Origin of the sequence: Gemmata palustris (genome assembly GCF_017939745.1) — a bacterium.
Lineage (GTDB): Bacteria > Planctomycetota > Planctomycetia > Gemmatales > Gemmataceae > Gemmata > Gemmata palustris.
Genome location: NZ_JAGKQQ010000001.1, coordinates 3,214,151 through 3,240,849 on the forward strand (window position 1 = coordinate 3,214,151; position 26,699 = coordinate 3,240,849).

Consider the following 26,699-nt stretch of genomic DNA (forward strand, 5'->3'; position numbering starts at 1 on the left):
TCCCACCATGTACGCTGCCCGCCCGCTCGCGGTCCTCGCATTAACCGGAAGTCTGTTCGCCGCCGCGCTCGCGTTCCAGAACACGCCTCCCGCGCCCGTGCCGCACGCCCTGCCCGATCCGTCGCCGCTCACCACCGCGCCGCCGCAATACTGGCGCGGGAACCTGCACACGCACACGCTCTGGAGCGACGGCGACGATTTCCCCGAAATGGTCGTTGACTGGTACAAGCAGCACGGGTACCACTTCCTCGCGCTCACCGACCACAACGTGATCGCCGAGGGCACGAAGTGGGTGGACGCCGACGCCAACGCCACCCGCAAAACCGCCGTGACGAAGTACGCCCGGCGGTTCGGCGAGCGGTGGCTCGAAACGCGCACGGTGAAGGATAAGGCGCAAGTGCGCTTGAAGCCCCTCGCAGAATTTCGTTCGCTCTTCGAGGAGCCGGGCAAGTTCCTGCTCGTGCCCGCGGAGGAGATCACGCACGCCTACGCGAAGCGCCCGGTCCACATCAACGGCATCAACCTGCGCGAGCCGATCAAGCCCCTCGACGGCAAGGACGCGGTCGAAACGGTCCGCGTGAACTTGCGCCAGGTGAACGAGCAGCGCACGAAAACGAGCCGCGTGATGATCGCGTTCCTGAACCACCCGAACTTCGGCTGGGGCGTGCGCGCCGAGGAGATGCTGCTCGCGGACGAGCTGCGCTACTTCGAGGTGTTCAACGGGCACCCGGGCGTGCGGAACTACGGCGACGAGCGGCACGCGAGCTGCGAGCGCGTGTGGGACATCACGCTCGCGCTGCGCCTGGGCAAGCACAACCTGCCGGTCGTGTACGGCCTCGCCACCGACGACTCGCACGGGTACCACGAGTACGGCGTGGGCCGGGTGAACCCGGGGCGCGGGTGGGTGATGGTGAAGGCCCCGTTCCTCACCGCGGAGACCGTCGTGAAGGGGCTGGAGGCGGGGGACTTCTACGCGAGCACCGGCGTGGTCCTGAACGAGATCACGCGCGCCGGCGACACCCTGAAACTGGCGATCCGAACCGAACCGGGCGTCACGTACAAAACAGAATTCGTCGCCACGCTGAAGGGCACCGATCTGACCGGCACCCCGAAGGTGTTCAAGGACAAGGACGGCAAGGAGACCCCGGTGACGGGCGACTACTCGCCGGACATCGGCAAGGTGGTGGCACGATCCACCGACGCGAACCCGACGTACACGCTGACGGGCAAGGAGCTGTACGTCCGCGCGAAGGTGACGAGCAGCAAGCCGCACCCGAACCCCTACGCGAAGGGCGACGTCGAGGTCGCCTGGACGCAGCCCGTCGTCCCGGACCCGAAGCCCCAGCCGTGAGCGCGGGCGAACGCCCCCCGTGCCTCAACCCCACCCGGCATGGCAAAGGCGCGATGGTGGGCCTGTATGTAGGGTGGGTCAAGGCTCGGCGCAGGCCCACCGTTCCCCGCGAGCGCGAACGCAACCCCCGCGCCCCAACCCCAACCGGCATGTCAAAGGCGGGATGGTGGGCCTGTATGTAGGGTGGGTCAAGGCTCGGCGCAGGCCCACCATTCCCCCCGCGAGCGCGAACGCAACCCCGCGCCCCAACCCCAACCGGCATGTCAAAGGCGCGATGGTGGGCCTGCGCCGAGCCTTGACCCACCCTACATAAAACCATTCCCCCGCGAGCTCTCCCACAAACGCGGCCCGGTTTACCGCACGGGCTGGTATGCGATCCGGCACTTCGGTAGCGTCTTCTGAAGGTCCGCGACGCCCTCGGCGCTCACGCCCCGCACGAAGGTCAGGTTCAGGCGCTTGAGGTCCGGAAGCGCTTCCAGTTCTTGCAGGCCCACGTCCGTGACCTGCGTGTGGCTCAGGTCGAGTTCGGTGAGGCCCTTGAGGGCGGCCAACTCGCCCAACCCCGCGTCCGTTACCCCCGAGTAGCCCAGGTAGAGTTGGGCCAGTTTGGGAAGCGTGACGATCCCCTTGAGCCCCGCGTCCGAGATATGTGTGTTGTTCAGGTGGAGCGCGGTCAAGTTCTTCAGCGCGCCCAGTTCGTTGAAGCCCGCGTCCGTTACTTTCGGGCCGTACAGTTCGAGCCAGGTGAGGCTCGTGAGCGCGGCCAGTTCCTTCGCCCCCGCGTCCGTCATCGAATCGCTGCCGATCATGAGTCGCGTGAGGTTCGTGAGGGCACGCAACTCTTTGATCCCGTCCCCGGTCACGCTCGCGTTGCGCAGGCTCAGGTCGGTGAGTTTCGTGAGCGCGGCCAGTTCCCTCACCCCGGTGTCCGTCAGCCGCAAATTGCTGAGGTCGAGTACGGTGAGGTTGGTGAGCGCGGCCACGTCCTTCAGGCCCGCGTCCGTCACCTGCGTGTAGCCCAGGCTGAGCAATTTCAGGTTCGTGAGCGCGCGCAGTTCTTTCGTGCCCGCGTTCCCCACCCCGGTGTGATCCAGGGTGAGCCAGGTGAGGTCGGTGAGTGCGGCCACGTCCTTCAAACACGCATCCGTAACCTTCGTGGTACCCAGGTGCAACTCTTTCAGCTTCTTCAGCCCGGCGAGCGCCTTCACCCCCGCATCCGTCACGCCCGTGCCGTGCAAGGTCAGGACGGTGAGGTTCGTGAGCGCGGCCAGTTCTTTCACCCCCGCGTCCGTCACCCGCGTGCTGCTCGCGTTCAGTTCGGTGAGGTTGGTGAGAGCGGCCGCGCCCTTCAGAGCCGCATCCGTCACCGGCGCGTACCTCAGCGAGAGCCGGGTCAGGTTCTTGAACGCCGCCAGTTCCTTCACCCCCGCGTCCGTCACTTTGGAACTCAGGTGAAGCTCGACGAGGTTCGTGAGCGGAACCAACTCCTTCAGGCCCGCGTCCGTCACTGTCGTGCCGCCCAAATCGAGCGCGGTGAGGTTCTTGAGCGCCGCCAGCGCCTTCATTCCCGTGTCCGTGACGCTGAGCCCCGTGAGCTTCAGCGCGGTGAGGCTCTTGAGCGCCGCCAGTTCCTTCAGGCCCGTGTTCGTCACCCGCGTGTAGCCGAGATCGAGTGTGGCCAGGCTCTTGAGCGGCACCAGTTCCTTCAGGTCCGCGTTCCGCGCCTTCGTCGATTGGAGGTCCACGCCCACGACCGGCTTGCCGGGTGCCTTCTCGTCCCGGGTGACCGTTCCGCCCAACCCCTCCACGAACGCGACCGCGCGCGCTTCGGCCTCATCGACCGGCGCGGGGGCCGCGGCCACGGGTGGCTGGGCCGGCGCGGGGGCCTCTGTGCCCGGCGTGGGCGCCGGCGCCGGTCCGGGGGACGCGCCCGCGCCCGCCAGCACGACGCCGAGACCTACTAGCCCGACAACCGCCGCCACCGCGCCGTAGGCGAACACCTTCTGCGCAAACATGGCGGTCGTCAATCCCTTCGCGAGCACCACCGGGAGCGAACCGGCTGCGGCCGAGCCGCCGGTGAGGAAGTCGAGCACGAGCGCGACCGTGCGCGAACCCAGGTCGGGCGGAACCACCGCACTCACCTCTCCCACCCCCGCGACGAGCGAAGCCGCCACCGCGGGAACCACGCCCCGGCGCTCCAGGCGCTCGCGCAGCGTAATTTTCGCGCGATCCAACCGCCGGCGCACCGTGCGCACGTCGCGCCCGAGTTCCGCGGCGGCTTGTTCCTGCGTGTGGCCCTGAAGCAGGCACAGCACCACCGGCCCGCGCAGCGCGTCCGGCAATCGCGTCAGTTCCTCGTCGAGCACCCGGAACTGGTCCGCAAGATCCGCCGCCCGTTCGTTCCACGAGCCCCCGCGTGTTTGTGCCGCGGCGCGCTCGTACCGTGATCGGCGCCACGCCCCGCGTCGCATCTGGCGCGCGACCCGACCGGCCACCCCCGCGAGCCACCCGCCCAGCGCGCCGGACGCCCGCGCTGCGCTGAGCCGCGTGGCGAGAACCAGGAACGTGGCCTGGAACGCATCGTCGGCGCTCGCCGTCCCCACCAGGCGCCGGCAGACCCGGTACACGACCGGGCCGTGGCGCCGCACCAGTTCCGCGAAAGCCGACTCGTCGCGCGCGCGGCCGAACCGGTCGAGCAACTCGGCGTCGGGAACGGGAGGTTCGGCGAAGCGCAACAGCGGCAGCAGCACGTCCATTTCGGAAACCTTCCGTGCGAGGAGCTATCCCAAGGTGCGAGATAATGTCCGCTCGGCCCCGGAACCGGACACCGAATTTGCGCCCGGCGCGTGATTCCGCAAAGTGTACAGCGCGAAGAGCGCACAGAGATCGCACGGGTTGGGAGAGTGGGCGCACCCACAGAGCGCACAGGGCTTCCGCCCTGTGCTACGAACGCCGGCCCTCCGGGGCGGAAACGCATTGAGGGTTCTGGTCTTCGCCCCAGAGGGGCGGTTGATGGTTTCGGTCTTCGCCCCGGAGGGGCCGGCGTCCGCAGCACAGGGCGGAAGCCCCTGTGCGCTCTGCGGGTGCGCTACGAACGCCGGAGCCACAGTTTGTTCAGCCCGCGCGGGGCGACACGGGTGCGGGCCGCGTGCCACGCGAAGGCGTCCGCGAGCGTTTCACTGAGCGGGCGCGCCCGGTAGCCGAGTTCCGCTTCCGCACGCGCGGACGACACGAACCAGCAGCGCTGAAACATGCGCACGAACTCGAACGACGGCCGCGGGTCTTTTCCCGATACGCGGCTACCGAGTTCGGCGAGCGCGGCCATCGCCCACCACGCCGACCGCGGCAGCGCCGGCTTGAACGACCGCAAAAACGCGCGCTGCATCCCGCCGGCCCGCGCGAGCGCCGCGAACAGGTGCGTGAATCGCACGTTCTCCCCACCCAGGATGTAGCGCCGACCGCTCGCCCCGCGCTCGGCCGCGAGCAGGTGCCCCGCGGCCACGTCGCGCACGTCCACCGCGTTGATGCCGCCGGGCAGGGCGAAGGCCACGTTCCCGCGCCAGAACCGCACGCACAAGTCGCCCATCACCGACGGCCCGGGATCGTCGGGGCCGAACAGGTACCCGGGGTTCACAACGAGCACGTCGCGCTGCTTCGCCGCTACCAGTGCGGATTCTTCCGCGGCGCGCTTCGCGTGGACATAGTTGACGCGCAACCTCGCGTTCGGGAACGGCGAATCCTCCGTGCGCACTTCGCCGCGCCCGGCCCCGACGGCCACGATGCTCGACGTGAGCACGAGCCGCGCGTCGCCGGGGAGTACGCCGAGTACACTGGCGAGCGCGTCCGGGTGCGTGCCCATTCCGCGCGCGACCTTCCCCCCAGCGCCGACCGGCCCCGCGGCCAGGAACACGACGCGCGCCCCTTCGACGGCCGCGCGCGCGGCCGCGGGGTCGGTGACGTCGCCGGTGTGTGCGTCGAGGTTCGGGTGCGCGTCGCCGAGCGCCGGGCCGGGTAGCGAGAGCGTGCGGACCCGGGCGCCGGCACGCAGGAGCGCGCCGACGATGTGGCGCCCGAGGAACCCGTTCCCGCCGAGCACGCACACCGGGGTGCCCGTCCAGAATGGGGGCGGTGGCGCGCTCATGCGGCCTTCTTTCGCGGAGCGAGTTGGCCGGGGCCGTGCCAGAACGCGAATGCGTCCGCGAGCGATTCGCGCAGCGGGCGCGGGGCGAACCCGAGTTCGCGCCGGGCTTTCTCGGCGGTGTAGAAGAAGTACAGGCCCACGAACTTCGCGCTATCGATGCTCAGCGGCGGTCGGCGCTTCTTCTTGTGCCCGCGCCACGCCATGACGCGCGCGACGGGCAGCGCGAGCCAGCCGGGGAACGTGGCGCGCGGGATCGGGCGGCCGGCGGCCCGCGCGAGGTCCTGGAAGAAGCCCTGCCAGCGCCGGTTCTCCCCGGTGAGCAGGTAGCGCTCGCCCGGGCGCCCGCGCGTGGCTGCGGCCATCACGCCGGCGGCCACGTCGCGCACGTCCACGAAGGTGTTCCCGCCGGTGAAGTGGAACGGCACGCGCCCGCGCCAGAACCGCTTGCACAGCGCCCCGAACTCGCTCTCGCCGAAGTCGTCCGGGCCGACCACGCACCCCGGGTTCACGACCACGACTTCCAGTCCGTCATCATTCGCGGCGAGCGCCATGAGTTCCGCGTCGCGCTTGGTGGTGGCATAGGGCACGTCGAACGCCCCGAGTGTCCACGGGGCGCTCTCGTCGCGCACGTCGGGCCACCGCGTCGCGCCGACCGCGGCCACGGAACTGAGGTGGACCACCCGGCGCACGCCCGCCGCGCGCGCGGCTTGGATCACGGTTCGCGTGCCCTCGACGTTCACCTGTCGAATGGCCTCCCGGTCGCCGCCGAAATCCACCGCCGCCGCCGCGTGAACGAGCACATCGGCCCCGCGACACCCCGCCGCCAGCGCGCCCGCGTCGATGAGCGGCGCGACCGCGGTCCGAACGCCGATGCTCTGGAGGCGCGCGGTGTCCGAGCCCTCGCGGTGGAGCGCGACCACCTCGGCGCCGGCCGCACGCAGCGCGGACGCGAGGTGCCAGCCGACGAACCCGGTCGCGCCGGTGAGCGCGACCCGGCGCCCGGTCCATGTGGGGTAAACGGTCGTGTTATGGGGTGCCGTCAAACGAAAAGCCCTCGCGGGTGTGGGGGTCCGCGAGGGAATGTAGTCGGATCGCCGAACGGGATCAACCGGAACCCGGTGTGCGGGCAGGACCGTTGGGTTCTCGGGACGGGTAGTCCACCCGCTCGTTGGTGTCCGAACACTCAAGCTACAGCCGGTTGCACCTGGAGAGGGGCTCGACACGACCGACTGCTCCAGAGCGACCTCAGTTGGGATCGTCTGATAGGCGATCCCGAGCCAGCCGCAAGACCTCCAACAACTCCCCCACGGGCAGCGACAGGGCGGCAGAGTCCTGCGGGAAAACTTCAAGCACGAGCCTCCCGTCGGTGGTGCTGACTTCACCCCACTGCGGACCGCCGTCGGCAAAGAACAATTGGACGACGGGTCCCTCGCGACCCGGCGGTACACCGTACCAAGCTTCGAGCGTCTTCAAGGAGTATCCTGCCTCGCGAGCACTGGGTAGACGAGCGCCAGCCTGATCGGGACGATGGCGGTAACCACACGACGTCCCATCTGCGAGAATTAAACGCCCCTGTTACTTCTCGACGGGCAACTGCTTGATCTGCGCGTTCACGTTCTTCGCGCGCTCCCGGATCGCGTCGCGGAGCCGGTTGACCTGGTTCTTGTAATCGTTCCCGGCCCCGGCGTCGACCGCCTTGAGCGCCGGGTGAACCACGGCCTCCAGTTCGTCGAGCCGCGCGATCAGCGCGTCCGGCTTGTACACGTTCGCCATGATCTCGCGGAGCCGGGCCACGTACCGCTTCTTCCCCTCCTTCGTCTGCATCAGCGCGCGGGCCACGCTCCCGCCCCAGTCCGGCAGGATCGGCCAGTTCGTGTCGCCGTACATCTGATCCATCCCCGACGGGATGAACGTGATCTTGTTCGTCTTCGGGTGGTGGTAGATGCGGTAGTTGTTGCACTTCGACGGGTACCCGTCCCAGTCGGAGGTGAGCATCTCGATCACGACGTAGCTGATGAACTTGTCGAGGTCGAGGAGTTTCTCCAGTTTCTCGAACCGCTTCTTCTCGTTCCCCTCGCGGGTCGCGGCCACGAGCGCCTTCAGGTCCGCGCGGTCGGCCACGTCGCCCTTGCCCGAAATCAGGTCGAGGGGCTGGTCGATGTCGCGCAGGAACCCGCCGTCGTAGAAGTTCCCGTTGCCGTTCCCGAAGTTGCTCTGGAGGAACTGCCGGTCGTAGCCCTCTTTGATGTAGTACATCCCGCACTTGCGCCCGTTGATCGTGACCGTGGCGTGGCTCACGCGCGCGGCCGGCACGCCCGCGGCCCGCATCAGATCGCCGCAAATCAGTTCGGAGAGGTAGCTCGGGTCCTGGGCCGAGTTCGCGAGGTGCCACTTGTCCATCCCGTGGTACCGCTGGGCGTCGACGAACTTGTCCATGTTCAGCGTCAGGCCCGGCTTGTCGTCGAAGTTGCGATAACTCCCGGCCGCGCCCTTCAGGTGGAACCCCACGTCGGCGTACTCGGTGGCGCCCTCCTTCACCAGCACCTTCGCGTACTTGCGCGGCTCGCGGTTGATCGCGTCGACCTCCTTCTTGTCCACCGTCAGGACGATGTTGTGAACCTGGGGCTTGCGGAAGAAGGCGTCGCGCTCGGTGATCGTGCGCGGGACCGGCGCGGTATCCACCGCGGGCACGTTGGCGGTCCCGAGTATGAGGGCGAACAGGGCCAATATCAGAAGGGGTCGTCTCACGGCGAACTCCGGTGGGCGGTCTGGTCAGCGTGTAGCGATTTTACCCGCGAACGGACCCGCACCACAAGCGCGACGCGACCGGAGCGACCGTTAAGTTCTCGTGAATAACACGCGACCACCTGTTCGTTCGCGGTGTTTCGTGGCACAGGCCTCTGGCCTGTGGAGACATCACACAGGCCAGAGGCCTGTGCTACGACCAAACACGGCAGCGCATCACACAGGCCAGAGGCCTGTGCCACGAAACCAAGGCCGGGCGCACCGCGTTTCCGCCTTGTCCGCACGCGCGCCGCGGGTCATGATAACCAACTCGTTTGCTCCCCCGGAGGTTCCCAATGCGATTCCGCAACGCGCTCCTGCTCGCGGTGGTGGCGCTCGCCCCGGCGCCGGGCGCCCGCGCCGACGACTGGCCCCAGTGGATGGGGCCGAAGCGCGACAACGTGTGGCGCGAGACCGGCATCTTGGAGAAGTTCCCGAAGGACGGGCCGAAGGTGCTCTGGCGCACCCCCGTGGCCGGCGGGTACGCGGGGCCGGCCGTCGTCGGCGGGAAGGTGTTCGTGGCCGACCGCGTGCTCGCGAAGGGCGCGGCGAACCCGGCCGACCCGTTCGACACGAAGGCCCAAGTGAACAGCACCGAGCGCGTGCTGTGCCTGGACGCCAAAACCGGCAAGGAACTGTGGAAGCACGAGTACGACTGCCCGTACCAGATCAGCTACCCGTCCGGCCCGCGCTGCACGCCCACGGTCCACGAGGGCAAGGTGTACGCGCTCGGCGCGATGGGCAACCTGTTCTGCCTCGAGGCCGATACCGGCAAGGTGCTCTGGGCGCGCAACTTCCTGAAGGAGTACAAGACCAAGCCCGCGCTGTGGGGGTACGCGGCGCACCCGCTCATCGACGGGAAGAAGCTCATCACCCTCGTCGGCGGCGAGGGGAGCCACGTCGTCGCGTTCGACAAGGACACGGGCAAGGAGATCTGGAAGGCCGGGAACCTGCCCGAGCAGGGGTACTCGCCGGTGATGATTACCGAGGCCGGCGGGAAGCGCCAGATGATCGTGGCCGGGCCGAAGGCCGTGTACTCGGTGAACCCGGAGACCGGCGCGCAGTACTGGTCGAAGCCGTACTCCGAGGACTTCGGGTACGCGGTGATGACCCCGGTGCGGGTCGGCGACCACCTGTTCGTCGCGGGGTACCCGGCCAAGAACCTGCTCGTGAAGCTGGCCGCCGACAAGCCCGAGGCGGAGGTGGTCTTCAACAATAAGAAGAAAACCGCGCTGTACCCCGGGAGCGTGCAGCCGTTCCTGCTCGACGGGCTCCTGTACGGCTACGACGACAGCGGGATGATGTTCGCCGTCGAGTTGCCCTCGGGCAAGCGCGTGTGGGAGGACGTGGGGCCGGTCGGCGGGGACAAGCCGAAGGGGTCGGAGACCGCGTTCATGGTGAAGAACGGCGACCGGTTCTTCTTCTTCGCCGAGACCGGGCACCTCGTGATCGGCAAGCTGACGCCGCAGGGGTACGAGGAGATCGACCGCACGAAAGTGATCGAGCAGACGGGCAACGCCTTCGGCCGCAAGGTCGTGTGGTGCGCCCCGGCGTTCGCGGACAAGAAGATGTTCGTCCGCAACGACAAGGAACTCATCTGCGTCGATCTGGCGAAGTGAAGCTGGGCGAACGGCCGGTGTGAGCCGGCCGGTGGCACAGCAGCGGCGATCGGCAACCAGCGCAGGCGAACGGCCAGTGTGAGCCGGCCGGTGGCGCCACCCCAAGTGAGCCAGTGCTGCACCAACGCCACCTCAAAACACCGGCGGGCCACGGTATCTGGCACCACCGGCCGTTCGCCTGTGCTCCCACCGGCCGTTCGCCTGTGCTCCCACCGGCCGGCTCACACCGGCCGTTCGCCTGTGCTCACACCGGCCGGCTCACACCGGCCGTTCGCCTGCGCTCCCACCGGCCGGCTCACACCGGCCGTTCGCCTGTGCTCACACCGGCCGGCTCACACCGGCCGTTCGCCAATCACTTCGGTCCGGGCGGCGCGTACTTCTTCAGCCACGCGAAGATTTCCTTGTGCCAGTGCGCGCTGTTTTGCGGCTTGAGCACCCAGTGCCCCTCGTCGGGGAAGTTCACGAACCGGCTCGGCACCCCCTGGCGCTGCAGCGTGGTGAACAGCTCGTGCCCCTGACCGATCGGGCACCGGAAGTCCAAATCGTTGTGGATGATGAGCATCGGCGTCTTGTGCTTGCCCAGGTTCCCGGCCTTCTTGTGCGGTGAGAACTCGGCGTACTTCTGGGGCTTCTCCCACGGCAATCCGCCGTGCTCCCACTCGTCGAACCACAACTCGTCGGTCGTGCCCCACATGCTCTCGAAGTTCCACACCGAGCAGTGCGTCACCAGACACTTGAACCGCGGCGCGACGTCGTTCACCGCGAACCAGTTCATCATGTACCCGCCGAAGCTCCCGCCCGCTGCCGCGATCCGGTCCTTATCGACGTAAGGCAGTTTCTCGACGAAATCCAGGCCCGCGACGAGGTCGCGATAGCACTTCCCGCCCCAATCCCCGGTGATCTCGTCGGTGAACTTCTGGCCGAAGCCGACGCTCCCGCGCGGGTTCGGCATCACCACCACGTAGCCCTGTGCGGCCCAGAGTTGGGGGTTCCAGCGGTAACTCCACGCATCACGCCACGCGCTCTGCGGGCCACCGTGAACGAGGTACACCACCGGCCACTTCTTCTTCGCGTCGAACCCCGGCGGCTTCTGCACCCACATTTGCATCTTCGCGCCGCCCTCGACGGGAACACTCACGGATTCCGGTTTCGGGAGGTCGAGTTCGGCGAGCAGTGTATCGTTGACGTGGTTGATACGTGTTGGCTCTGGTACGAACTTTATCGCCAAACCCCAGACCTGGATCTCGGCCGGCGCGGTCAAGGAAGAATGAATGTAAGCAAACTTCGTCCCGTCGCGGCTTGCCGTGAACGACCCGAACGATCCGGTGCTAGAAGCGTCCCGAGCCGCATAGTTCGACGACAGTTTGCCGAGCAGATGGAAGTGGAGCGGTTGACCGCCGTCCTTGTCGATGGCGAACAGAAAGCTGAGGTGCGTTTCGTCACGATCCCAGACCGTTGCCCAGACGAACTCGTTGATTGATGTGATCCGCGTGTGCGCTCCCAGTACCGCTTTAGGTTTCTCCGTAAACGTTCCGTCCGGGTTCGCGGGAACGTAGAGGATGTCCCATGAGTCCGCCTCGTAGCCCGCGCGCGTTTGGGCGCGCCACGCGAGCTTCTTCCCGTCCGGGCTGAACTTCGGACCGCTGTCGGCGGCTTTGTTGTCCGTGGTTAGTGTTTCCCACTTCGTGGACGTGTTCGTCGTGCTCACGCGGCACAGGTCGTAGTTCGTGCTCCACGCCTCGTTCTCGGCGGGCGGCGCGGTGAACACGAGGTGCGTGCCGTCCGGCGTGAAGGTGAAGTTGTCGCCGCTATCGAACGTGGACGACGTGGGGAAGGCGTCGCGGTCACCGGGCGTGACGTCGCGCGGGTCCGGGAGGGCTTTGCGCGCCGGGTCCAGGTTCGCTTCGATCACGAACAAATGCTGGCGCTTGTCGCCGACGTACTCGACCCAGTGCCGGTAGAAGAGTTTCGTGAACGTCTTCGCCTTCACGGGGCTCTTCGCGATCGCGTCGTCCTTGTCCTTGTTGAGCTTGTCGCTTTCGGCGAACGGTTTTTCGCTGAATTCCGGGTGGACGCTCGATACGAACGCGATCGACTTACCGTCTGCGGACCAGATGCCGTGGCTCGCGCCGGTGCTGATCTGCGCGACGAGCAGCGGCTCTTTGCCGGCGAGATCCGTCACGTACAGCCCGCCCTTCGACTCGAACAGAATCCACTTGCCGTCCGGCGACCAGCGCGGCTCGCGGCCGGGCACGTCCTTCGGGGTGAGCTGCTTCGGCGCCTCCTTCCCGTCGGTCGCGGCCACCCACAGCGCGGTGGCGCTCTTGTTCTTCTCCAGATCGACCGTCGTGACCTGGTACGCGACGTGCTTCCCGTCCGGGCTGATTTGCGGCGCGGCCACCCGCTTGACCGCGAAGAAGTCGTCGAGGGTCATCGACCGCCGGTCCGCGGCCCGGAGCTGTGACGCGCAGAGCACCAGGGCGACGACCGCGACCGAACGCGCGATTCGCATACGTTTACCTCCGAATGAATGAGCGGAGAGGGATACGAGCCGCGATCTTACCCGAACCGGCGCTGGCGCTGTACGAGGTATTCGATCAGCGCCTTGTCGAAGCCCACAGACGTGTCCACACCGAGGTAGTCCACGTTCGCCGCGGTGCATTCTTTCTTGATGTACCCGCGGAACTCCTCCACGAACGCGATGTAGTCGTCGCGGATGCCGTTCGCGTCGATCTCCTTGTGCTCGGTCGACTCCACGTCCTGGAAGTCCACGAGCCCCGCGAGCGGGAACTTCGCTTCGAGCACGTCGAGGACGTGGAACACGATCACCTCGTGCCCCGCGTAGCGCAGGCGGTACAGGCTGCGCACGAGCGCGTCCGCTTCGGTCTTCCAGTCGTCGGTGGTGGGCAGCAGGTCGCTGAAGAGCATCACGAGGCTCTTGCCCTTAATCATGGACGCGAGCTGGAAGAGGCTCTCCGGGATGTTCGTCTCGCCGGTCGCCTTGAGGTTCGCGAGTACGGACAGGATGGTGCCGAGCTGCGTGCGCTTGCTCTTGGGCGGCACCACGGTGCGGAGCTTCGTGTCGAACGCGACCAGCCCGACCGGGTCCTGCTGGTAGATCATCAGGTACCCGAGCGCGGCGGCGAGGCAGACCGCGTAGTCGAACTTCGTGAGCGTCTCGTCGGCCGCACCGAGGGCGCTCCAGTCGATCTTCACGCCGGCCTTGCGCGCCTCCGCGGGGCCGTTCCAGTCCATCGACTTCGACAGGTCCATGACGAGGTAGCCCGTCATGTTGGTCTCGGCCTGGTACTTCTTGACGAAGTACTTGCCGGTCTTCGCGTACACGCCCCAGTCGAGCGACTTGAGGTCGTCGCCCGGGTTGTACTTGCGATGCTCGGAGAACTCGACGGAGAACCCGTGGTACGGGCTGCTGTGGAGCCCGGACAGGAACCCCTGCACGATGAACTTCGCGCGCAGGTCGAGCCGCGCGACCTGGCGGATCACTTCGGGCCGGAGGTACTTCTCTGCGTTCATGAAGGGGCCGTTCGCGTGTGAACCGTCGGTCTATTCGTCTTCACCCTTGTGGCACAAGCGAGTGTCAGTGGTTTTTTGTAGGGTGGGTCCAGGCTTTGCGCAGGCCCACCATCTCCCCCGCAAGCGCGAACGAACCCCGCGCGCCCCAACGCCACCCGGCACGTCCAAGACCCAATGGTGGGCCGGCGCAAAGCCTGGACCCACCCTACAAAAACCGCCATCGGGTCATCGGCCCGCCGGACGATCCGCGCGCGGGGTTCCGTTCGCGCTCGCAGGCGGGTGTGGTGGGCCGGCGCAAAGCCTGGACCCACCCTACAAAAAACCACCATCGGGTCATCGGCCCGCCGGATGATCCGCGCGGGGTCCCGTTCGCACTCGCATCGGGTGTGGTGGGCCGGCGCAAAGCCTGGACCCACCCTCCTACAAAAACCACCGCACTCGGCGTCTCAATACTCTTGCACCAGCAACTTGCCGGCCGCGTCGAACCACCCGCGGCCGTCGATCTGGTACACGCCGTCGGTCGCGGCGGTCAGGAACCGGCACGCCTCTTCGAGCACCTTTTCGGAGAGCACTTCGTCGGGCGCGTCCACGGGCTTGCGCAGCGTGACGAGTTGCTTCGTCTGAATCATGTGCGCCATCAGCGGCCCGCTGTTCGGGCTGTAGTCCATCGTTTCGAGTTCGGCGGCGTAGGCGTTGAGGTCGTCGCGCAGGTCGTCCTCTTTGGTGAGGAAGCGCGCGAGCAGGATCGGCGACCCGTTGGGGAGCCGGAGCTCGCCGCTCGTCCAGCCCAGGTCGTCGCCCCTAAAGTGCGGCTCCACGGTGAGCCCGCGCGCGTGCAGGTGCGCGGCGAGCGCGGCGGGCGGGGACTCGACTTCCGATCGTCCGAACACGCGGTACCACATATCGGCACGTCACCACAAACACAGGAACGGGCACAGCTAACAATTGCGCCCCTAGCGCTTCTTCTCGACGTACTTCTTCGGTTCCGGTTCGCTCACGATCTTCAGCAATTCCGTGACGATGTCGTCGCTGTTGCGGCCCTCGGCCTGGGCCTGGAAGTTCGCGCTGACCCGGTGGCGCAGAACGGGGATCGCGGCCTTCTTGATGTCGTCGATGGCGACGCTGGGCCGGCCGTCCATCGCGGCGAACGCCTGACCCGCTTGCGCGAGAAAGATGCCCGCGCGCGGCCCGGCGCCCCAATCCACGAGGCGCTTGATGAGGTCGGGCGCGCTCGGGTCTTTGGGCCGCGTCGCGCGCACCAGTTTCACGATGAACTCGTTGACGAACGGCGGCACTTCCACCTTCTTCACCAGCTTCTGCCACGCGACGATGCGCTCCGCGGTCAGCACCTTTGTGAGTTCCGGCTTCTCGCCGCGCGTGCTCATCAGGACGATCTGGCGCTCGTCCTCCAGGGTGGGGTAATCGACCTTCACGTTGAACATGAAGCGGTCGAGTTGCGCTTCGGGGAGCGGGTACGTGCCTTCCTGTTCGATCGGGTTTTGAGTCGCGATCACGAAGAACGGCTCGGGCAGCTTCATCGTCTCCTGGCCCGCGGTCACCTGGCGCTCCTGCATCGCCTCGAGGAGCGCGGCCTGCGTCTTGGGCGGGGTCCGGTTGATCTCGTCGGCCAGCACGATGTTCGCGAAGATCGGCCCGCGCACGAACCGGAACTCGCGCTTGCCCTCGGCGGTCTCGTCGAGCACCGTCGTGCCCGTGATGTCCGAGGGCATCAGGTCCGGGGTGAACTGCACGCGCTTGAACGCGATGCTCAGGATCTGCGCGATGGAGCTGACCATCAGCGTCTTCGCGAGCCCGGGCACGCCCACCAGGAGGCAGTGCCCGCGGGTGAAGATCGCGGCCAGAACTTGCTCAATGACCTCGCCCTGCCCGACGACCACCTGCCGGAGCTGATCGAGCATCGCGACGCGGTCGGCGGAGAATTTGTTCAGGTAGTCCGTGAAGCGATCATCGGCCACGGGGTCGGCTCCGGTGCGGTTGGGGAACGCGAAACCCCATTTTACCAATTCGCGCGCCCGCCGGAGTAGCGAAGGGCGTTTCGCGCTCCTCACCGCCGGCGCGGGCGCGCGGCGGGGGCTCACCACCCCAGTTTGGGCATCCGCGCGTCGCCCGGCTGTCGCGGCCCGGGGGCCAGCGCCACCAAGTCGGCCCGCCGCGCGCCGAGGAACCCGACCCGGATACCGTTGCGCCGCAGTTCGGCCGTCGCCCGGGCGTTCACGACCAGCAACGTGATCGTGCCCCCGCACAGGACGAGTAGGCACAGCCCGAGCACAACTGCCGTGGCCGTGCCGTACAGCTTCGAGGCGAGCAGGAACACGACGACCAGCGAGACCACGCCCAGGAGCACCGCCGCAGTAGCGGCGACAAGAAACGCGGTGGACGTCTCCCCCGCACCGTCTCCTGCTCCCGCGAGGCCTAAACCGACGCCCGCGCACACGAGCAGGATCTGGAGCAGGATGATCCGAATGAGCCACTTCTGGTACCGAGCGATCGCCAGCAGTTCCGTGTCCGGCCGCTCCCGGGCCACTCCCGGCGCCGGGGATAGGGCCGAGCCACTCGGGGCCGGGGCCGAGCGGTGTGTCGGCGGAAGCACGTCATCGATTGGTCGTTCAAACAGCGGGCGCTCGCTCACGGCGATCTCCTCGGGTGCAACGCCGGCAATCTCTACCCGGCAGGATATCGTTTCCGCGTCGGGCCGGAGCGCCGGTGCGGGCGAACGGCGCGGCGTGAGCCCGCCGGTACTGTCCCCAAGTGGACCTGCACTGCACCGCTGGCACCTCAAAAGATCGGCGGCGCCCTCGCACTTGGTAGCACCGGCGGGCTTATGCCGCGCCGTTAGGGTGCCGTTCAGTCCGAGTCTCCCTGTGCCGGGCCGAGTAGCAATTCAGGCAGACCGGCCTTACGTAACTGGTGGATCTGTGTGCGGGATAACTCGGTCTTCGGGTCGAACTCGGCCCGCCCGACGAGATAGAACCCAGTCAGCAGGCGGTCCCGGACGACGTCCTGAAGCCGCTTGGCTTCGGCGTTGCCCCCCGAGGCCACAGAGGTCGCCAGCCACGGACCGCCGAGCCGCCAGTAAATGAGGAGAGCGGTGGCGACCTCCGTGGCGGGACTGTCGGCGATGACCCAGATCGGGGCCAAGCCGTCGTCCCAGTTGTACTGCACAACCCAATCGTGGTGGTCGGCCGGCGGCATTGATTTCCTTCCCAATCACAGCGTCAGTGACCCGACCGTTTTAGATCGCTGTGCCCCTGCCCGAGTGTTGGATCAGCGCGAATCAGATTCTTTCGATTGATATAAACTTCTCAATCGAACAGCCAATTGACCACCCCAATCCTCTGCCAATCGACTGCAAACGTGAGCAATGATTCGGCTGTATTTTTGCCCTCTCCCCTTGCGGGAGAGGGTGGTGAGGCTCTGCGAACCGGGTGAGGGGTAACCGCCTGAATATGGAAGCAACCCCTCACCCCGCCGCGAAGCGCGGCGACCCTCTCCCGCAAGGGGAGAGGGCACAACCAAAACCGCTGGCGCGTCCCACCTTTGCCATTCGTTGCGTGAGTTCGGGGTGGTGCTTGAGGCGCCACCGACGCCCTCGCCATCGTGCCCCCGTACACGGTTACTTCTTCTTGAGCGGGGCCAGCAGGTCGGGCTTCTTGTGCAACAGTGCCACCTCTTCGGCCGTCAGCGCGCGGTCGAAGAGGGCGAACTCGTCCAGGAGCCCGATGTAGCCGAGCGCGAGGTACACGCCCGCTTTCTCGATGTCCCAGCCCATCGCGAGCGCTTGGCCCTTCACTTCGCCGATCCGCTTGCCGTCGATGTACAGGGTGGTGACGGCGTCCGGCTTGCCCGTGTCGAGGTTCTGGAACGTGAGCACCACGTGGTGCCACGCGCCCTCTTTCCAGTCCACGACCCCCGCGCGGACCATCGGTACCTTCGGGTCGGACTCGGGGACCGCCTTCTGCCCCGCGGCGCGGGCCGGGAACGCGCCGTACCGGAGGGCGCGCGGCTTCGCGTCGTTGAAATCGAACCACAGCGCCCCGTTGTCGTACCCCTTCTGGGTGATCTGCACCGGGTCGCAGAACTGCGCCTTGATGAGCCGGTTCGGGTCCGTGTTGCACCACAGCGAGAGGGAGCCGGACCACCCGTCCTTCTTGTACGCGAGGTTGCCCTTCGCCGGGAAGTACAGCCAGCCGTTCTTCGCCGGCGGGCCGGTCGCCTCGAGCGCGCCCCCCGCGACCCCCTTCCCCTTCGCGACCTTCAGCACGGTCGCGTCGATCCCCTTCTCGAAGACGAACTGCCCCTTCTCGGTCGGGTGCGGGAACCGCGTGCCCGCGTCGAGGGCGCCCGCGCCGGCGTCGCCCTTCACGGCCTCGTCGAAGGAGGCGTAAAAGGTGACCGCCTTGCGGACGGCGGGCTCGTCGGCCCGCCCCGGCGCGAGGACCGAGCCGGCGGCGACGAGCGCGAGCCCCAGGCGGGAGACGTGACGCATGCGGGAACTCTCGGGGTGGTGTGCGTGTGGGATCGTCGTAGCGGGTGGGACGAGCCGCGGCCGCAAGGGAGCGGGAACGCCTGGTCCTGGCGCAGCACGAGTGTTGCGGGCAAACGAGCCGCGACCACAAGGGAGCGGGGCGCGGCTCTCCGGGTTACCTTGAGATCACCTGAGTGCGGGCAGTGCCTCCCGCTCCCTTGCCAGTAGTTTCAAGTGATTTGGCAGTGCCGCATGGGAGTTCCTAAGTTCAAGGTTCTCAGGCACTTGAACGGGAGCCTCCCATGCGACGTGGTTACTCTACGATCACCCCGGCGGTGGTCCACGCACTGACGCGCCGAACGTTGGAACGGGCCCTGGGTTGGACCGACTACAAGCGGTCGGTCACGCGCACCCAGTTGCTCGACCTGGTGCTGTTGATCGCGGGCACCACCCGCACGTTGTTCGCGGTAGTGACCCGGTACTTCGGGTTCTCCCACGAGACCGCGCGACAGGCGATGCACGCCAACCGGGGTTCCCGGGACCAACTCACGGCCCGGTTGGTGGATGCCCTTCACCAGGTGGCGGGGTTCACGCGCCGGGACCGGAGGCGCCGGTGGACGTGTGCCATCGATGTGCATTACGTCCCCTTTTATGGGGATCGCAGCACCCCGGGGATCATCGGCGGACCCAAGAAGGCCGGGACCTCGTTCTTTCACGCGTACGCCACCGGGGTACTGATTCACAAGCACCGGCGGTACACCGTGGGGCTGATGAGCGTGACGAAAGGAACCAAGCCGCACCAGCAGGTGCAGACCCTTCTGGACCAGGTGGCGGCCCGCGGGCTCACGGTCCGCGGGGTGGTTCTGGACGCCGGGTTCGACAGCGGGGAGACCCTGTTGCTGTTGCAGGAACGGAACCTGAGCTACACGGTCCCGATGCGCAAGAAGGGCACCGGTACCAACCGCCGCAACGCCAGCTACACCCAACCCCACGGCACCATCACCACCATGGAGTGGGTCACCGAGAAGAGCCGCAAGGCGGTATCGACTCGGGTGCTCGTGTGGCAACGGAAGGGCGAATCGCACGCCCGGGTGTACGCGTTCCGCGGGTGGGGCGATGCGACCGCCGTGTCGGAGGCGAACCGGGCTCGGTTGGGGCGCCGGCGGTACCGAGAGCGGTTCGGGATCGAGACCAGCTATCGGCAGAAGAACCAGGCCCGCGGGTGGACCACCAGCACCAACCCCGAGTACCGGTTGCTGCTCGAGGGCGTGGCCCTGCTGTTGCGCCAGGTGTGGGTGTACCTGACGCTCCGGATCGCTCGGGCACGCGGGCTCGCGCCGACCGCCTGGGTCGCCCAGTTCCCGTTGGCCGAGATGCTCGACTGGCTCACGCAACGGATCCGCTCACGATACCCACGCACACGATGTATTACCCTGCCACACAATACACTTACAACCAACGCAACGCCTTGAAACTACTGTTGCGGTCGCGGCTCGTTACAAGGCACGGCTCCCGGAACCTTGAGGCCACCCGCGTGCGGCCGGAGCGGGTGGAACTTCCCATTTTGGACCGGTTACTTGCTCTCTTTGTCGGCCTGAACTTTCGCTTGTTCCAGGTGAATCTCGGACTCCAGGCGCCGCGCTTTCACCTTGAGGGCGGTCGCGGCGGTTGCTCGTGCGGCCTGGTGCTGGGCGACGGCCCACGTCTCGTACTCCTTCAACACGTCCACCATGCTCTTGTAGAGCGCGACGCGCTCCGGCCCCTTCTCCGCGGCGTCCAGTTCCGCCCGCAGAGCCATCAGGCGCGCTTCGTACACCTCATCGGCCGTCGTGCGCCCGCTTTTGAACAGGGCGGCGATTTGTTCCGCCGCGTCCTTCAAGGCGGTGATCCGCTCCTTCTGGAGCGCCTTGATCTTCTTGGCGGACTCTTCGGCCTTATCTTTATTTAACAGATTGATCTTCTCCTGCGCACCGGCAGGAACCGTCAATAGAGTCGCGACCACGCCGGCCAGGATCAGTAAAGGTGCCCTCATCGTCGACCTCCGGGGGGCTGGCAACCCTTCCCGGGATTGTCGGCTCTCGCAGCGAGGTGTCAAACAGATTTCACGGTCGCAACTCGTTTCTGCTTCTGCGCGCGTACAGCAACGAACGGGGCGGAAGACCCGCGGTCCCCGCGACGCCTTCGGGAACCGCCGCGGGGTCACTTCTGTTCGGGCGCGCTCAAGTACAGAACCTGTACCTTCCGCTTCTCTTTCTTGAACGTGAGGCCGGTTTGCGCCGTCACGATCGGCAGTATCTTCTCGGGGTCGCGATCGGCGGCTTCCGCTTCCTTGTTCGGGTTCCGCACGGTATGATTGTGCCAGGAGAATTTCGGCTCGGCCGGTAGGTCGGTGTCCCATACCATCCGGGTTCCGAGCCGGTACCCGATGAACCGGGCGAACTCGGTAGGGGTGCCCGTGTACGTGGACGTGGTCACGACCGCCGCGCGCTCCCGGCCGCGGTCGTGCTGCGCGAACTGGTACTCCTTGTTCAGCCCCTCGGTGGTCGCGTACACGTCCACCTCCTTCACGGTCCGCTCGCGCCACTCCGGTGGCACGAGCTTGAACGCGCCACCGACCACGAACACCGATTGCTCCTCGTCCTTCAGGGTCAGCCGCACATCGAGTTTCAGCTCGGTGCGGAGGATCTTCTCCAGTTGGGGGACCAGCTTGTCCAGGGGGGCGTTCCGGCGCACGACGAAGTCCCCGCTCACGGTCAGGTTCCTCTCCTCGAACAGCGGCGCGTCCTTGGATTTGGGCTCGATCACGAATTCCGGCTCGTTGCGTCCGGTCACGAGTTCGACCAGGGTGGGTACCGTCAGCAGGTTCTCGCCGCGCTGCAGTTCGGGGTGCCCCTGGAGGTACACCGCGGACCAAGACCGTTGGTAGTGCAGGGCTTTGCCGTCCTGTTCCACGAACAGCGTACAGAAGGCGCTCCACCGCGAGAACTCCCGGCGCGAGTGCTGATCGCGCTCTGTCCCCCAGGTCTTGTAGAAATGCGTGAGGAAGAAGTCCGCGCGCTCGGGTAGCAGCGGTAGGGGCACGCGCCGAACGTACTCCCCGTCCTTCAGTTCGTAAGCCTTTCGGAACGCCCCCATCCACGCCGGCTCGGGCGGTTCCTTCTTTTGCGGCACCGGTGCGGCGCGCCGGGCGGTGGCAACGACACCAGCTTTTGGGGTCGGGGGCGCGGTCGAGTCGGCCGCGAGCAGCAGGCCGCCGACCGCCGTCAGAACGGCGACCGCGCCCAGTGCGATCCACTTCGTGTTGGGGAACATTGCTTTCGTCACCTCGTTCGCGAGTTGATGGATGGCCGCTCCCGGCCCGTCGAGCGCCCGGCGCGCCGTCGCCGCGGCCAGGGGCGCGGGTACCGGCACCAATAGCCCGCCAAGCGCCAGCGGCACGCGGTGCCGGGCGAGCCGCTCCGCCAGCCGCTTGCGGGCGGCGTCCAGCCGGCTCGCCAGCGTGCCCTCGGGGATGCCGAGTTCGGCCGCCACCTCGGTCCGCGGGCGCTCCCGGATCAGGCACTGCACGACCGGCTCGCGGTACCGCTCGGGCAGCGCGGCCAGTTCCCGGTCCAACCACGCGGGCGGGTCGTCCGGGGGCGCGTCGAGCACCGGTTCCGTGCGCGACTGCGCCGCCCGCCGTTCGTGCTTCCGCAGGCGCCCGAAGGCGGTGCGGGCCTTCTTCGCCACGCGCACCGCCACCTCGTGCAGCCAGCCGCCGAGGGCCGGCCGGTGGGCGAGCGCGCCGGCCCGGTTCGCCAGCACGAGGAACACGGTCTGGAAGGCGTCGTCGGCGTCGGCGGAATTGCCGAGGAGCCGGCGGCACGCGCCGTACACGGTCGGCCCGTGGCGGTGGACCAGGGCGGCGAACGCGGCCTCGTCCCGGTTGTGGACGAACCGCGCGAGCAGGTCCCCGTCCGGTTGCGGCGGCGCGAAGTGGGCGGTCAATCGGGTGAGCGGTGCGTGCATGTCGAAAGGGAGTGCCCGGCGGGGCGGTGCGAAGTCGGGAATTCGCGGGAAAATTTCCAGCGCTCCCGCGCGCCCGTATTATCCGCGAATTCCTTGCTGTGAGAAGTGATCGACCGGAATGAGGAGCGCACAGAATCGCACACAGGGCTTCCGCCCTGTGCTACGAGCGCCGGCCCCTCCGGGGCGGAAACGCATTGAAGGTGTTGGTTCTCGGCCCTGGTTCACTCCCGACCGGTGCTACGAACGCCGGCCCCTCCGGGGCGGAAACGCATTGAAGGTGTTGGTCTTCGGTTCAGAGGGGCCGGTTCCGCGGCGGAAGATGGTTTGTGGTCTTCGCCCCGGAGGGGCCGGCGTTCGTAGCACCGGGCGGAAGCCCTGTGTGCTACTCGTCGAGAACGAGGGTCAGACGCTTCCCGTCGAGTCGAACGGTCCCTTTGACTCCGTTCAGCGTCACCCCGGGGACCGTGAGCTTAGCCAGATCGATGTGGCGATCGGCCGTTAGTTCCGCCCCGATTTGTTTGGCGAGGTCGGCCGGATCGGGCTTGCCAGTCAGTTGGACGCGTATCCGCTTGGCCTCGGCGTCGTGGAACACGGGACGGGCCGCGTCTTCGGCGAACTTGAACGCCCCGACCGTGCCACTAATCGGAATCAGCCGGTAGAGCGACTGGTGATCGGCCACTCGTAGGATGCCGAACGAGGTGTAGACGAACCCCACGGCCGGTTTGCGCACGCGGGCGTAGTCGATGACGAGTTCGCCCGCGGCCCGATCGAATGCTGCCACGGCGGCCGCGATGTGGGCCTTGCCGTCATTTTCTAGTGCCGTCTTCTGGCGGGTGAGGTCGGCGAACGGGGCCCCCGCTCGGATGCCCTTTACCTCCGCCCCGAGTTCCTCCGGCTTCACCTTGAGTTCGGCCGATAGCAGGCCGGTGAGGGTCACGGTCGGGTCGAACACCTTGTCGTGCCAGCGGGCGCCGAGTCGGTCGAGCGACGCGGCGATTGCCATGCCCGAAAAGTACAGCCGGAAGCGAACGGGGGAGGCCCCGTACAGATCGTTGTTCACCGGCACCCGGCCCGACATCATCCCCCGCATCCGCGCGCGCATCCCGGCCCGCTCCGACGACAGGTCTTTGAACCCTTGGAACCCCTGAATCAGCCACAACTTGTCGAGCGGTGCGGTCCCTTCTAAGCACTGCGTGAGGCGGTACTCGACGTACACCGCGGTCCCCTCGCTGAACTCGGTCGCGTCCTCATAGTCGATCGCCTCCTGGGACAAATTGGCCCGGCGCATGGACCGGGCCGCGAGCCACTTCTTGAGGTGCGGGACGGCAGCGTCCTTACCCTCCGCCTCCAATGCCGCGTGTAGGAATTCCGCTTCCAGCGCGAATCCGACGTTGTTCTCAACGGACAGCGACGGGTAGGCGAGCAGGGCGGTTTCGCGCGGCGCTTTACCCGGGGCGCGCTTGTGCTGATAAACGTGGAATGCTTCGTGGGCGAACAACCGAAACGCGGGGTACGGGTTCGGGACCAGCCCGCTGTCGATCTGAGCTTTTGCGTTGGCGGGATCGCCCTTCGCTGCGGCGGCGACGCTCTCGGCCCACTGGCGGCGCGCGGACAGCGTGTCGGCCACCACGAGGGTTTGGACGCCCCCGACGTCTATCGCCGTGTTCTGTCCGTCGAACGACGTGATCGTTTTACCGTCACGAATGTGGATCGGACCGAGCGCCGATTTCAGGGGACCGGTGTACCTTTTGAACCCTTCGGGCGGCTTCGGGTGGTTGATGAGTACATCCTGTCGATCCGGGAAGTAGATCAGAACGGGTGTGTCGCGTGCGTCCCAACCGGGCCAGACCGGGTTTTTCGGGCTTCCGATGACCGTCCACACCTGATCCAATTGAGAGATCAGCGCCGGATCGATCTTGATCGCCATCTCGGCCGTCGCTTCGGGCAGCTTGGCTTGAGAAGGTGGCTGTCCGAGCGCGTCCGCCGAACCGAAGGTCATCACGATTGCCATCACGGACGTCCACTGCAAGATGTAACGCGCCACAACAACTCCCCAATAGATTCGGCACGGCCAGCGCACCAAGGCCGAACATGTCTGCAACTAAAACTTGAGAGCGGGGGGCACTCAATCATGCGGTTCTGAACAGAGTGCTGCCGGGAGCACCGCCACGCGGCGCTTTACCAACGTAGCGATCCTTTAGAGGCACGTTGGGAACGCACCCCGCGACAAACCGGGAATCCGTTCCTCGCCACCGTGTCATAGATTGCCAACAAACGGGCCGGCGCTCGGATAAATCTGGGGCGTGGACATGGTGTTGGGGAAGGAAGGGGCGCACAGGGCTCCCGCCCTGTGCTACGGACGCCGGCCCCTCCGGGGCGGAAAGACATTGAAGGTGTTGGTCTTCGTCTGAAGGAACCGCCCCCGAAGCGGTTGATGGCTCTGGTTTTCGCCCCGGAGGGGCCGACTAACGTAGCACAGGGCGGGAGCCCTGTGCGCTCTCCCGCCCTGTGCGTGTTTCGCTTGTGCTGTGCGCTCACGCCGCTTCGGTGCGGGCGAGTTGGATCGGCGGGAACAGGAACCCGGCGGGCGTCGGCAGCCCGCCCGGGCCGTGCGGGCCGGCCGGGGTGCCCTCCCACGGGTGGACCCGCAGGGCGTCCAGCACGCGCTCGGCCAGTTCGAGCGCGTCGCGCCCGTCGGTCCCGGTCACGCGCGGCGTCGCCCCGGTGCGCACGCACCCGATGAAGTGCTTGAGTTCCGCCGTGAGCTGGTCGAACTTGCGGTCCGCGTCCAGGTTCAGCACCTGCAGGTAGCGCCCGAACACCTCGTCCTTCAGGCGCGCCTTGGCCCCCGCGTCCATCTCGGAGGTGCGCAGCCCGTACTTCCGCACCTCCTCGCTCTGCTGCACCAGCGTGAGCTTCCGGGTGACGAAGTCGATGCCCGCGTACCCCTCCGGCGCCCAGATGCGGAGCCGGCGCTTCGGGTGCCGGGTGATGCGGCTCGCGGTGACGTGTGCGATGCACCCGTTCTCGAACTCCAGGCGCGCGTTCACCATGTCCTCGTGCCCGCCGAACACCACCGCGCCGACCGCGGAGACCCGGGCCACCTTGCCGCCCACGAGCGCGAGCAGCATGTCGAGGTCGTGGATCATCAGGTCGAGCACGGCGCCGATGTCCACGGAGCGCCCGGTGAACGGCCCGTGGCGCTCGGCCTCCACGAACTTCGCGCGGATCGGGCGCTTGGCCAGTTCCTCGAACGCCGGGTTGAACCGCTCGATGTGCCCGACCTGCAGCGGGACGCGGGCCCTCTTCGCCAGCGCGATGAGGTCGTCCGCCTCCGCGACCGTGCGGCACACGGGCTTCTCGACCAGCACCGGCACGCCCGCCTTCAGGAACGCGCTGGCGACCGAGTGGTGGTGAACGGTGGGGGTGACGATGCTCACCGCTTCGACTTTTCCGAGGAGCGGCTCGAAGCACTCGTAGGGGGTCGTGCCGAGCTTCGTCGCGACCGCGCGGGCCTGGTCCGGGTTCGCGTCGACCACGCCGACCAGGTTCACGTCCGGCAGGTTCGCCAGGATGCGGGCGTGGTGCTGGCCCAGGTGTCCGACCCCAATCACCGCCATCCGCAAACGGTCCATATCAGCCCCAATTGTTGCACGTCGAAGGTCGTCGTCGGGTCGGGCGTCGCAAGTCGTAAGGTCGAACGTCACAAGGTCGTAAATCAGGCGGCCCGGCTCGCGGGCTTTACGACTTTACGACCTGCGACTTTACGACTTTTGGACTCGGCTTCGGCGCCGGCCCCGACCGCGCAGGCCAGTTGCCGCGCGAGTTCCACGTTCAGTGAGTGCCCCGAGCGGTACGCGACCAGGTGGCCCGCGAGGTCGAACCCGCACAGCGCGAGGTCGCCGATCAGGTCCAGGATCTTGTGCCGGGCCGGTTCGTCCGCGAACCGGACCGCGTTCTCGATCGGCCCGCGGGGGCCGAACACGAGCAGGTCCGCGCCGGTCAGGTGCCGGCCCACGCCCTGGGCCCGGAGCCCGTGCGCCTCGGCCTCGGTGAGGAACGTCCGGCACGCCGCGAGGTCGCGGGCGAACGTTTCCGGGGTGACCGCGAGCGTGTGCGTCTGCGGCACGATCGTGGTGCCGGGGCCGTAGTCCAGGCGGTAGCTGATGCGCAGCTCGGGGCCGTCGGCCGGGTGCAGCCCGAGCGTCGCGCCCGGGGTGCGGACGACGACCGGCTTGGTGACGCCGTAAATGGCCCGGCGGGTGCGCTGGGTCACGATCCCGGCGCCGGTCAGCGCGGCCACGAAGCCCGCGGCCGATCCGTCGAGGCCCGGGGGCTCCGCGCCGTCGAGTTCCACCACGCAGTTGTCGACCCGGAGGCCGGAGAGCGCGGCGAGCACGTGTTCGACGAGCGTGATGCTGGTGTGCTGGGGGCCGAGGGTGGTCCGGCGCTGCGTCCCGCTCACGCGGGCGGCGCGGGCGGGCACCGTGGGCACGTCCGGCAGGTCGGTGCGCCGGAACACGAGCCCCGTGTCCGGGGCCGCGGGCAGGAACCGCAGGCGCACCCGCGCCCCGGTGATAAAGCCCACGCCCCCGACCGAGACCGGCGCGGCGAGTGTTCGTTGGTGTCGGTAGCCGATGACGCGCACGATGTCCGCCTTCCCTGGCGTAACCGTTCCGAATCGAATCGAGTCGAGCTGTTCGTACTCATTTTCGGGCCGGCCGTAGCACCCAGTATCGGTGCCCCGACCGGCCCAAGTTTAACACCTTACCCGAA

At 67.4% G+C, this 26,699-nt stretch carries 20 protein-coding genes; 3 read left to right on the plus strand and 17 right to left on the minus strand.

Features of this window, described 5'->3' with window-relative positions; translation table 11 throughout:
* The first annotated feature begins 7 nt into the window (after window positions 1-7).
* Window positions 8-1,351, plus strand: coding sequence for a PHP domain-containing protein (locus J8F10_RS13060; protein WP_210654236.1), 1,344 nt, complete (start codon window positions 8-10; stop codon window positions 1,349-1,351).
* Between the two features lie 353 nt (window positions 1,352-1,704).
* Here J8F10_RS13060 and J8F10_RS13065 read toward each other — a convergent pair whose 3' ends face one another.
* From J8F10_RS13065 to J8F10_RS13085, 5 genes are all read right to left on the minus strand, one after another.
* The gene (locus J8F10_RS13065; protein WP_210654237.1) at window positions 1,705-4,107 is read right to left on the minus strand and encodes a sigma-70 family RNA polymerase sigma factor; all 2,403 of its coding nucleotides are present in this window, start codon (window positions 4,105-4,107) and stop codon (window positions 1,705-1,707) included.
* Window positions 4,108-4,439: 332 nt separating this feature from the next.
* Window positions 4,440-5,492: an NAD-dependent epimerase/dehydratase family protein gene (locus tag J8F10_RS13070; protein ID WP_210654238.1), complete on the minus strand. Its 1,053-nt coding sequence runs from the start codon at window positions 5,490-5,492 to the stop codon at window positions 4,440-4,442.
* Window positions 5,489-6,535 (minus strand): NAD-dependent epimerase/dehydratase family protein, encoded by a 1,047-nt coding sequence (locus J8F10_RS13075; RefSeq protein ID WP_210654239.1) that lies wholly within the window; start codon window positions 6,533-6,535, stop codon window positions 5,489-5,491. Before J8F10_RS13075 ends, J8F10_RS13070 begins: the two co-directional genes overlap by 4 nt.
* Window positions 6,536-6,737: 202 nt before the next feature.
* Window positions 6,738-6,965, minus strand: coding sequence for a hypothetical protein (locus tag J8F10_RS13080; protein ID WP_210654240.1), 228 nt, complete (start codon window positions 6,963-6,965; stop codon window positions 6,738-6,740).
* A gap of 102 nt (window positions 6,966-7,067) precedes the next feature.
* Window positions 7,068-8,240 (minus strand): CotH kinase family protein, encoded by a 1,173-nt coding sequence (locus tag J8F10_RS13085; protein ID WP_210654241.1) that lies wholly within the window; start codon window positions 8,238-8,240, stop codon window positions 7,068-7,070.
* A 332-nt stretch (window positions 8,241-8,572) separates the two neighbouring features.
* Between J8F10_RS13085 and J8F10_RS13090 the strand changes: the two genes are divergently transcribed.
* On the plus strand, window positions 8,573-9,895 hold the full coding sequence (locus J8F10_RS13090; protein WP_210654242.1) for a PQQ-binding-like beta-propeller repeat protein: 1,323 nt from the start codon (window positions 8,573-8,575) through the stop codon (window positions 9,893-9,895).
* A 352-nt stretch (window positions 9,896-10,247) separates the two neighbouring features.
* Here J8F10_RS13090 and J8F10_RS13095 read toward each other — a convergent pair whose 3' ends face one another.
* The 7 genes from J8F10_RS13095 to J8F10_RS13125 form a co-directional block, all read right to left on the minus strand.
* Entirely contained in the window at window positions 10,248-12,407 is a 2,160-nt protein-coding gene (locus J8F10_RS13095) for a S9 family peptidase (RefSeq protein WP_210654243.1), read from the minus strand.
* A gap of 47 nt (window positions 12,408-12,454) precedes the next feature.
* The gene (locus J8F10_RS13100) at window positions 12,455-13,429 is read right to left on the minus strand and encodes a DUF58 domain-containing protein (RefSeq protein ID WP_210654245.1); all 975 of its coding nucleotides are present in this window, start codon (window positions 13,427-13,429) and stop codon (window positions 12,455-12,457) included.
* 446 nt (window positions 13,430-13,875) lie between these two features.
* Window positions 13,876-14,331, minus strand: a complete 456-nt coding sequence (locus tag J8F10_RS13105; RefSeq protein ID WP_210654246.1) for a hypothetical protein — start codon at window positions 14,329-14,331, stop codon at window positions 13,876-13,878.
* Between the two features lie 51 nt (window positions 14,332-14,382).
* Complete coding sequence (locus J8F10_RS13110) at window positions 14,383-15,405, minus strand: AAA family ATPase (RefSeq protein WP_210654248.1); 1,023 nt, start codon at window positions 15,403-15,405, stop codon at window positions 14,383-14,385.
* Between the two features lie 119 nt (window positions 15,406-15,524).
* Window positions 15,525-16,079, minus strand: coding sequence for a hypothetical protein (locus tag J8F10_RS13115; RefSeq protein ID WP_210654252.1), 555 nt, complete (start codon window positions 16,077-16,079; stop codon window positions 15,525-15,527).
* Window positions 16,080-16,294: 215 nt separating this feature from the next.
* Entirely contained in the window at window positions 16,295-16,657 is a 363-nt protein-coding gene (locus J8F10_RS13120) for a DUF4274 domain-containing protein (protein WP_210654254.1), read from the minus strand.
* Window positions 16,658-17,063: 406 nt separating this feature from the next.
* The gene (locus J8F10_RS13125; RefSeq protein WP_210654255.1) at window positions 17,064-17,936 is read right to left on the minus strand and encodes a LamG domain-containing protein; all 873 of its coding nucleotides are present in this window, start codon (window positions 17,934-17,936) and stop codon (window positions 17,064-17,066) included.
* A 281-nt stretch (window positions 17,937-18,217) separates the two neighbouring features.
* Here J8F10_RS13125 and J8F10_RS38795 point away from each other — a divergent pair, with 281 nt between their 5' ends.
* Entirely contained in the window at window positions 18,218-19,387 is a 1,170-nt protein-coding gene (locus J8F10_RS38795) for a transposase (protein ID WP_246522717.1), read from the plus strand.
* Between the two features lie 101 nt (window positions 19,388-19,488).
* Here the strand turns inward: J8F10_RS38795 and J8F10_RS13140 are convergent, their stop codons facing one another.
* The 5 genes from J8F10_RS13140 to J8F10_RS13160 form a co-directional block, all read right to left on the minus strand.
* Window positions 19,489-19,947: a hypothetical protein gene (locus J8F10_RS13140; protein ID WP_210654257.1), complete on the minus strand. Its 459-nt coding sequence runs from the start codon at window positions 19,945-19,947 to the stop codon at window positions 19,489-19,491.
* A 167-nt stretch (window positions 19,948-20,114) separates the two neighbouring features.
* Window positions 20,115-21,923 (minus strand): RNA polymerase sigma factor, encoded by a 1,809-nt coding sequence (locus J8F10_RS13145; protein ID WP_210654260.1) that lies wholly within the window; start codon window positions 21,921-21,923, stop codon window positions 20,115-20,117.
* 382 nt (window positions 21,924-22,305) lie between these two features.
* On the minus strand, window positions 22,306-23,967 hold the full coding sequence (locus tag J8F10_RS13150) for a hypothetical protein (protein WP_210654262.1): 1,662 nt from the start codon (window positions 23,965-23,967) through the stop codon (window positions 22,306-22,308).
* A gap of 490 nt (window positions 23,968-24,457) precedes the next feature.
* Window positions 24,458-25,558, minus strand: a complete 1,101-nt coding sequence (locus J8F10_RS13155; protein WP_246523247.1) for a Gfo/Idh/MocA family protein — start codon at window positions 25,556-25,558, stop codon at window positions 24,458-24,460.
* Between the two features lie 83 nt (window positions 25,559-25,641).
* Entirely contained in the window at window positions 25,642-26,571 is a 930-nt protein-coding gene (locus J8F10_RS13160) for a UDP-3-O-acyl-N-acetylglucosamine deacetylase (RefSeq protein WP_315854110.1), read from the minus strand.
* Window positions 26,572-26,699: the final 128 nt, after the last annotated feature.